The organism is Thioalkalivibrio sp. XN8, from assembly GCF_011058255.1.
In the GTDB taxonomy this organism is placed as follows: Bacteria; Pseudomonadota; Gammaproteobacteria; order Steroidobacterales; family XN24; genus XN24.
Genome location: NZ_JAALFH010000006.1, coordinates 1 through 8497, shown reverse-complemented (window position 1 = coordinate 8497; position 8497 = coordinate 1). Strand labels below are relative to the sequence as shown.

At 71.7% G+C, this 8497-nt stretch carries 6 protein-coding genes and 1 pseudogene; all 7 read right to left on the bottom strand.

Annotation, left to right across the window (positions count from 1 at the left end):
• Positions 1-194: 194 nt before the first annotated feature.
• Positions 195-578 (bottom strand): hypothetical protein, encoded by a 384-nt coding sequence (locus G6N75_RS00390; RefSeq protein ID WP_165346090.1) that lies wholly within the window; start codon positions 576-578, stop codon positions 195-197.
• Positions 575-862: a DUF5132 domain-containing protein gene (locus G6N75_RS00385; RefSeq protein WP_165346089.1), complete on the bottom strand. Its 288-nt coding sequence runs from the start codon at positions 860-862 to the stop codon at positions 575-577. Before G6N75_RS00385 ends, G6N75_RS00390 begins: the two co-directional genes overlap by 4 nt.
• Before the next feature lie 96 nt (positions 863-958).
• Positions 959-3952 (bottom strand): DUF748 domain-containing protein, encoded by a 2994-nt coding sequence (locus G6N75_RS00380; RefSeq protein WP_165346088.1) that lies wholly within the window; start codon positions 3950-3952, stop codon positions 959-961.
• Positions 3949-5334, bottom strand: a complete 1386-nt coding sequence (locus tag G6N75_RS00375; protein WP_165346087.1) for an ABC transporter permease — start codon at positions 5332-5334, stop codon at positions 3949-3951. The genes G6N75_RS00380 and G6N75_RS00375 overlap by 4 nt, the downstream gene beginning before the upstream one ends.
• Positions 5331-6107, bottom strand: a complete 777-nt coding sequence (locus tag G6N75_RS00370; protein ID WP_165346086.1) for an ABC transporter ATP-binding protein — start codon at positions 6105-6107, stop codon at positions 5331-5333. The genes G6N75_RS00375 and G6N75_RS00370 overlap by 4 nt, the downstream gene beginning before the upstream one ends.
• A 19-nt stretch (positions 6108-6126) precedes the next feature.
• Entirely contained in the window at positions 6127-8025 is a 1899-nt protein-coding gene (gene rpoD / locus G6N75_RS00365) for an RNA polymerase sigma factor RpoD (protein WP_165346085.1), read from the bottom strand.
• 72 nt (positions 8026-8097) lie between these two features.
• A pseudogene (locus G6N75_RS00360) lies at positions 8098-8497 on the bottom strand (hypothetical protein); the annotation flags it as partial.

Here is an 8497-nt window from a genome sequence, read left to right as displayed (position 1 = left end):
GCTCGACGCCCGGGCAGGCAGCAATCTCGCCGGCCAGCGTGTGCGCGAGGCCGGCGCGGCCGCGCAGGGCGGGAATCTTCAGGCGCGCCCGGCCCGGCGCAGCGTCATGCAGCAGCTCGATGCGCCAGCGGGCCGGAGAAGTTGGGACCGGGCGGGCCATGACGTCGCGGCCGCGACAGCGGCTTCACCTCCCTTCAGTCGAGCCTGGCGGCGTACCAGAGCAGCGTGAGCGCGGGCACCATGATCTGGCCGCGCACGGCCTGCACCAGCGCGAGCAGCACCAGCACCGGCACCAGGGCGTCTGTGCCGCGGCGGGCCCTGGCCGGCTCGGGCGCGGGCGGCTCCAGCCGGAACCAGCCCTGGGTCTCGGCCAGCGAGCCGATGCGCCGGACGGCGAGATCATGGCCTTCCACCAGCAGCGAGGCCCCCGCGGGGCTGGCGCTGACCCGGCTGATGCCCGGATACGCGGCGATCCCCGCGCGCACGGCCTCGAACCACTCGGCATCGCCCCGCATCTCGGGGATGCGGATGCGGCTGCGGCCGGCGATCGAGTGCAGCGTCAGGGCGGTGGCCGTCATCGCCGTGTCCCCGCCTGCGCGGGCTGCGCGGCGGGCGGCTCGGCCGCGGCGGAGCGTTCCACGGTGCCGGCCGGCCCGGCCTGGACCTCGGCGATGAAGTCCTCGAGCACCTCGAGGGTCTCGATGCCGGCCTCGCGCGTCTTCTCGCGCAGGATGCCGCCGATGCGCCGCGCCGCGCGCGCCGCCGGCGTTCCCATGCCGCTGACTACGATGAACGTCACCGGAACGGCGACGACGACGGCCGCCCCTACGACGGCCCCCGTGAGAAAGTGCCTGGTGGACATGCGCTCGCCTCCCGACCATGCCTGGAGCTTCCTCTCAAGCATAGTCAGGCCGCCGGCGATTGCAGATACGGGGAAGGCGCAGGCGGGGCGCCCGGCCTATTCGCCGACGCCCAGCTCCAGCTGCAGGAACACCAGGTTCTCGTCCGCCTTCGGCGCCTCGGCCGGCTCTGCCACCGAGATGCGGGCGGGATCGAGGCCGCCGCTCTCGACCAGGTGGTTTTGCACCGCCGCGGCCCGCTCCAGGCCCAGCAGGCGGAGTTCCTGCGGGTCGACGGCCTGCTGTTCGAGCAGCGCCGCGCGCAGCGCCTCGAGGTAAGCGCTTTCGTCCAGCACCGGCTTGTCGCTGCCCTCGGGAATCGACGAGTGCTCCCCCTGCAGCGTGGCCGGCGCCTCAGGTCCCGCGGCCTCGGCGTACATGGCTTCCATGATGAGCCGCACCGGGTCGCCGTCCTTGCCGCTGCCTTCGCCCGCCTCGAAGCGCGCCGAGATGGCCTCGTCCAGCAGGCGTTGGCGGATGGCGCGGCCGTCGCGCTGGGCGTCGAAGGCGGCGCCGACCTGCAGCGCCAGCTCCGGCCGTTGCGCCAGCGCCGTGGCCAGCTGGCCCAGGTCTTCCGCCTCCGGACCGCGCAGCGCGGCGTCCCCGGCGACGAAGCCGACGAACTCGAGATCGGCGTCCTCGGCGCCGCCGCCCAGCAGCGAGGCGAGGAAGCGGAAGGGCGCGGTGACGATCTTGGCCAGCACGTTGCCCAGCGCCTTGAATACCAGCGGCGCGTAGCGGAACTGGGGATCGTTGAGATCGCCGCTCACCGGCACCTCGAGGTCGATGCGGCCCTCGGTGTCGGTCAGCAGCGCCACCGCCAGGTCCAGCGGCAGGCTCATGGCGCCGGGGGACTCCACTCTCTCGCCCAGCTCGAGCTCGTTGATGACCATGCGGTTCACCGACTCCAGCTGGCCGTTGCGGATCGACCAGCTGAGATCCACGTCGAGCCGCCCGGCCGCGATCTCGCGCCCGGCGAACTTCACCGTGTAGGGCGTCAGGCCCTCCATCTCGATGTTGCGGAAGTCGAGTTCCAGGTCCATCAGCCGCTTCGGGTCGACCAGGTCGAGCGCGCCGCGCACGGTGGCGGCGCCGTACTCGTTCACGTCGCCGTCGAGCTCGATGCGGGCGGGCGTCGGGCTGCCCGTGGTGATGGTCGAGATCTCGCCCTCCATCGGCTCCACCAGCGCCCGGAAGGGCAGCGGCAGGTTCAGGTCGGTGAAGTCCATGGTGGCGGCGCGGATGTCCACGCTGCCGATGCCGACCGTGAAGGCTGCGTCTTCGCCGGGCCCTGGCGCCGGGGCCTCGGCCGGGGCCGTCGCCGCGGCGGCCGCATCGTCCGACCCGTCCGCGCCCGCCGGCGCGATGGCCGCCAGGTTCAGCGCCCCGTCCTCGTTCACCAGCACCCGCAGGAAGGGCTCGGTCGCAATGATCTTGCCGATCCTGAGCGCCCGCTCGGCCAGCGACAGCTCGACGCCTTCGGCGTCCAGCGCCTGCCAGCCCACCAGCCGGGCGTCTTCGCCGGGGAGGTTGCTCTCCAGCGCCCGCAGGGAAGCCGTGCCGGCATAGACGAAGGGCTCGTCGCCGGTGAGCGTGACCCGGCCCGCGGCGGCCGCGAGCAGGCTGGTGATCTCGAGGTTCATCGCCTCGGCGGCATAGGGGAGGACCGGGACCAGGGACAGTCCCTCCACCGACACGTCCAGGCCCACGTCCAGCGGCGCGCCGCGCACGCTCCCGGACACAGCCAGGGTCCCGCCGCTTGCGGCGGCCGCCCGCGCCTCCACGGCGGCGCTGTGCCCGTCGGCGCTGCGGTAATTGGTGACGGCGAGGCCGAGGTCCTGCAGCTCGACGCGTACCGGCTGCGGCGCGGCGCGGTCCTCGAAGGCGACCCGGCCGCCGTCGATGCGCAGGGCGTCGAGCTCGATCGCCAGTGCCGCGCCGGGCCCTGCAGGCTCTGCAGGCGCGGTGGGCTCGGTCGCCTCGGTCGCCTCGACCGGCACTGGCAGCGGGTCGTCCCCCGCCGGCGCCAGCGCCGCCACCAGGTCGAGGCGGCCGTTCGCCAGCCGCCGGAGGTCCAGGCCGGGTTCCGCCAGGTCGACCGACGCCACGCGCAGCAGCGCCGTGGCGAGGTCGAACTCGGCGCCCGCGGCGGCCACGCGCGGCAAATCGAGCAGCGGCTCGCCGGTGCTGGCCCGCGCCACGGCCAGGCCGGTCAGCTCGGCGCGGCCCTGCCGGAGCCGGAACTGCGGGGTCTCGCCGGCCCCGTCGAAGGCGTAGTCGAACGCCAGGCCGAGCCGTGCGTCGCCGGTCAGCTCGGCGTCGTACTGGTGGCGCACGTATTCCCAGAAGGGCGCCACCGCGATGTTCGCGAGCTCCACCGTGCCGGCCGAGTGCAGCGGCCCGACCGCGAAGCTCCCGCTCCAGCGGGTCCGGCCGCCGCGCGGCCCGGTGGCCTCGAGCGTGTACACGCCTTGACGCTCGGGCAGGGTGGCGAAGTCCTGCATGGCGAAGCTGAGCGGGCCCAGCGCCAGCGACCAGGCTTCCGGGTGGGCCTCGTCCTCGATCGCCAGGCGCCCTTCGACCAGGCTGACGTCGTGCAGCACCAGCCGCGGCAGGTCGCCCTCCGGCTCGGGTTCCGCCGGCTCGGCCGGGGGCGGCAGCCGGTCGAGCATGCGCTGGAGGTTGCCGATCCCGTCCTCGCCCCGGTGCAGCCGCAAGGCCGGCTGCTCCAGGGTCAGCTCGCCGAAGGTCCAGGCCCGCCGCCACGCGCTCGACAGCGAGAAGTCCGCCACCAGCCGCTGGAAGGCGAGCATCGGCCCCGATACCGGGTCCTCGACGGACAGTCCCTCGACCGTGAGCTTGAACAGGTAGGGATTGAAGCGAACCTTCTCGATCGCCAGGTCCACGCCGAGGTGCTCCTGCGCGAGCTTCGGCGCCTGGTTGCGCGCCAGCCACGGCAGGAACAGGAAGCCGAGCAGGGTATAGGCCAGCACGGCCGCGACAGCCCATAGTCGCCAGCCCTGCAGGCGGGCCTGTTCGCGCCAGTTCCTCACAAGGTCTCCCAGCGGCGGGCGGCGAGCCGGGCGCCCGCCAGGAACGCCGCCATCATGGCGAGCATCACCGCGACCGGCAGCAGCACCGGGGCGAGGCTCGCCAGCACGCCGGCGCCCGGGTCGTCGTGCCAGAACACGCCGAGGAAGGCGTCCATGGCCCAGCCGTTGAAGGTGAAGCGGCCGAGCGTCTCCATGGCGTCCGGCATGATGAAGCGCGGCACCATGCTGCCGCCGACCGCGGACATGATCAGGATGACGATGGTCGACAGCCCGCCCAGCTGGCTGCGGCTGCGGCACACGGTGGCGAGCAGGAGGCCGAAGGCAGAGGCGGACAGGGCGGTGACCGAGGCGACCACCACGAAGCCGGCGAGGTAATTCGCCGTCCACAGCGGCAGCGCGAAGGCCAGGTTGCCGTAGACGAACATCACCGTGACCTGGGCGAAGCCGAGCGCGGCGTAGAACAGCCACTTGGCGGCCAGGATGGTCGTCAGCGAGGTCCGGGACATGAGCAGGCGCTCCAGCGCGCCGGATTCCTCTTCCTCGAGGATCGAGCCGGCCGCGCCGGTCATGGAGAACAGCAGGAACATCACGCCCATGCCCGCAGCATAGTACGCAATCATCGAGTTGCGGCGCGGCGCATCCTCGGGCGCCCCCAGGGTGCGGACATTGACGCTGTCCACCGCCACCAGGCCGCTGAAGGCGGCGTTGCCGGAGCCGCCCGTCGCGCTTTCGTCCGCGGCGCCGTCCGTGCTGCCGGGGAAGCCCTCGGCGAGCAGGGCCTTGAGATCCTCCACGGCCTCGCGCTGGGCCGGCGTCAGTTCGCCGCCGAACTCTTCCAGCGCCTCGATCCCGCGTTCGAACAGGATGTCCGGCGCGGCGCTGAAGGCCGCCGCCTGCAGCATGCCGCCGACGGCGAACTCCGCCACCGGGTTGCTGGGGTCGTAGACCAGCTCCACCGCCTGCGCGCCGCCGCCGAAAGCCGGGAACTCGGCGCCGAAGCCGGCCGGGATGACCAGGGCGGCATGGAAGCGGCCGGCGCGCACGGCCCGCGCGGCCGACTCGCGGTCTGGGGCCTGTCCCGGGGACAGTCCCCGGGACTGTCCCCGGGACAGGCCCCGGCCTTCCTCGACCGGCAGTTCGGTCGCCACCTGCAGCCCGGCCTGCTCGTCGAGGGCCTGCACCAGCCGCCGGCTGACCACCGAGTCGTCGAGATCCACGGCGAGCACGTTCAGCGGGCGCGACTCGCTCGGCCCGGCGTTGCCCATGCCGCCGAAGATCAGCGCGAAGATGGTGAAGAAGGCGATGGGCAGCAGGAAGGTGAGCGCCAGCGCCACGCGGTCGCGCCGCAGGTTCAGCCAGGTGATCCTCAGCAGCGCTCTCATTCGCGCAGCGCCCGGCCGGTGAGGTGGATGAACACGGCCTGCAGCGAGGCCTGCCGGACGCGCGGCTCGGGCTCGGGCTCCGGCGCGGCGTCACCGATGCCCGCCACCAGCTCCGCCAGCGTGCCCGCGGCGATCACCCGGCCGTGGTCGATGATCACGATCCGGTCGCACTGGTTCTCGGCCTCGTCGAGCTGGTGCGTGGTGAGGACGATCGAGGTCCCGGTCGCGCGCAGTTCGTCGAGCATGTGCCAGATGCGCTCGCGGCTCTGCGGGTCGACGCCCACGGTCGGCTCGTCCAGCAGCAGCACGCGCGGCCGGTGCAGCACCGAGCAGGCGATGTTGAGGCGCCGCTGCATGCCGCCCGAGAAGGTGCCGACGCGGTCGTCGCGGCGCGCTTCCAGGCCGCTGAAGGCCAGCGCCCAGTCCACCCGCCGGGCCAGCTCGCCGCCGTGCACGCCCTGCAGCGCGCCGAAAACCTCGAGGTTCTCGACGGCGGTCAACAGCGGGTAGAGGGCGATCTCCTGGGGCACCACGCCGAGCGCCTCGCGGCCCGCGCTGCCGCCCGGCTGGAGCGACCGGCCCAGCAGGCGCACCCGGCCGGCGTCCGGCCGCACGCGCCCGGCGATGATCCGGACCAGGGTGGTCTTGCCGGCGCCGTTGGGGCCCAGCAGCCCGAGGCACTCCCCGGCGCCCAGCGCCAGGCTCACCCCGCGCAGCGCATCCTGGTCGCCATAGCGCCGGGCCAGGCCGTCGATCTCGAGCACCGTGTCCATCGGGGCCCGAGTCTACCGGCTAGTCTTCGATGATGAAGCTGCGCAGCTGCTCCGAGCGGGTCGGGTGGCGCAGCTTGCGCAGCGCCTTGGCCTCGATCTGGCGGATGCGCTCGCGGGTGACGTCGAACTGCTTGCCGACCTCCTCGAGGGTGTGGTCGGTGTTCATGTCGATGCCGAAGCGCATGCGCAGCACCTTCGCCTCGCGCGGGGTCAGGCCGGCGAGCACCGCGTGGGTGGTCTCCTTCAGGCCCTCGCCGGTCGCGGACTCGATCGGGGAGAGCACCGAGATATCCTCGATGAAGTCGCCCAGGTGCGAATCCTCGTCGTCGCCGATGGGCGTCTCCATGGAGATCGGCTCCTTGGCGATCTTCAGCACCTTGCGCACCTTGTCCTCGGGCATCTCCATGCGCACCGCCAGCTCGTCCGGCGTCGGCTCGCGGCCCATCTCCTGCAGCATCTGCCGGCTGATGCGGTTCAGCTTGTTGATGGTCTCGATCATGTGCACCGGGATGCGGATGGTGCGCGCCTGGTCGGCGATGGAGCGGGTGATGGCCTGGCGAATCCACCAGGTCGCATAGGTCGAGAACTTGTAGCCGCGGCGGTACTCGAACTTGTCCACCGCCTTCATCAGGCCGATGTTGCCCTCCTGGATCAGGTCCAGGAACTGCAGGCCGCGGTTGGTGTACTTCTTGGCGATGGAGATCACCAGGCGCAGGTTGGCCTCGACCATCTCCTTCTTGGCCCGGCGCGCCTTGGCCTCGCCGATGGACATCTGGCGGCTGATCTCCTTGATGTCGGAGACGGTCAGGCCGTTCTCCTGCTCCAGCGCCACCAGCTTCTTCTGCGCCCGCTCGATCTCCGGCCGCAGCTTGCCCAGCTGGGAGGAGTGCTTGCGCTTGGCGCGAATCTGCTTCTCCAGCCACTCGGAGCCGGTCTCGTTCTGCGGGAAGGTGGCGAGGAAGTCCTTCTTCGGCATGCCGGCCTGCCGCACCGCCAGCGCCATGATCTGGCGCTCCTGGTTGCGGATATGGGCCACCGTGCCGCGCAGGTTGTTGCACAGCTCTTCGAACAGCTTCGGCGCCAGCTTCAGCTGCATGAACTCGTCGGTCAGCTGCGCGCGGGCCTTGCGGGTCTTGGCGTGGTCGGGCCCTTCCTTGGCCAGCAGGGTCTTCACCTGCTTCTGCAGCCGGGCGATCTTCTTCATCCGGCGGTTGACCTCGGCCGGGTCCGGGCCGGTGTCCACCTCCGTGCCGGAATCGTCGTCCTCGTCCTCGTCCTCGTCGTCGTCGGCGGCCGCCTTGCCCTTGCCCTTGGCCTTGGCCTTCGCCTTGGCCTTGTCCTTGTCGTCGGCGCGGTTGCCCGGCTGGGCGACCTCGTCGGTCTGGTTCGGGTCGATGAAGCCGACCAGCAGGTCGGCCAGGCGGGCCTCGCCGGCCTCGACGGCGGCATACTGGTTCAGCAGGCAGTCGATGGTGCCCGGGAACTCCGACAGCGCGTGGCGGACCTGCTCCAGGCCCTCCTCGATGCGCTTGGCGATGCGGATCTCGCCCTCGCGGGTCAGCAGCTCGACCGTGCCCATCTCGCGCATGTACATGCGGACGGGATCGGTGGTGCGGCCGAACTCGCTGTCGACGCTGGCCAGCGCCGCGGCGGCTTCCTCGGTGTCGTCGTCGTCGGCCGAGACCGCGGTGTCGGCCAGCAGCAGTTCTTCGGCATCCGGCGCCTTCTCGTAGACCGTGATGCCCATGTCGTTGATCGTGTTGACGATGTCCTCGATCTGCTCCGGATCGACGATGTCGTCCGGCAGGTGATCGTTGACTTCGGCGTAGGTCAGGTAGCCCTGTTCCTTGCCGCGGGCGATCAGCAGCTTGATCTGGGACTGCTTCTCGTCAGGGAGAGGATTGCGTCGGTCGCTCACTCAGGGGCCCTCGTGCCGGTAAAAATCGAATCGCACAGTATAGCACTGGATATAGTGGTTGGACGGGAAAATTCAAGCCGTGGTTCCGCTGCGCCGCGCCAGGCGGGCGTCCAGCGCCTTCAGCTCCGCCCGTTCCTCCGGGTCGAGCCGGCGGCTGCGGGAGATCTCGAACAGTTCCTCGTGCCGCAGCCGGACCTGGTCTTCCTCCAGACGCTCCAGGCAGTCCTGGAGTTCCGCCGTGGCCACCTCCTCGGTGGCCAGCATCTCGGCGGCGGCGAGCTTCTGCAGGTGGGGCCAGGCCTCGTGGTCCCGCCAGCGTTCCAGCAGGCCCCCGGCGCTCATGCCCGGCCGCACGTCCGCCAGCAGCGCCAGCAGCAGGTCCATGCCGGGGCGGTCGAAGTGCGCCAGGCCGGCCGGCACCGCCACCTCGGCCGCCTGGCCGGGGAAATGCACCACCAGCGCCACCGCCCGG

What these genes read in the sequence shown, in the direction of transcription:
- G6N75_RS00390 (WP_165346090.1), bottom strand. Translation starts at nt 578, where the DNA reads ATGACGGCCACCGCCCTGACGCTGCACTCGATCGCCGGCCGCAGCCGC.
- G6N75_RS00385 (WP_165346089.1), bottom strand. Translation starts at nt 862, where the DNA reads ATGTCCACCAGGCACTTTCTCACGGGGGCCGTCGTAGGGGCGGCCGTC.
- G6N75_RS00375 (WP_165346087.1), bottom strand. Translation starts at nt 5,334, where the DNA reads ATGAGAGCGCTGCTGAGGATCACCTGGCTGAACCTGCGGCGCGACCGC.
- G6N75_RS00370 (WP_165346086.1), bottom strand. Translation starts at nt 6,107, where the DNA reads ATGGACACGGTGCTCGAGATCGACGGCCTGGCCCGGCGCTATGGCGAC.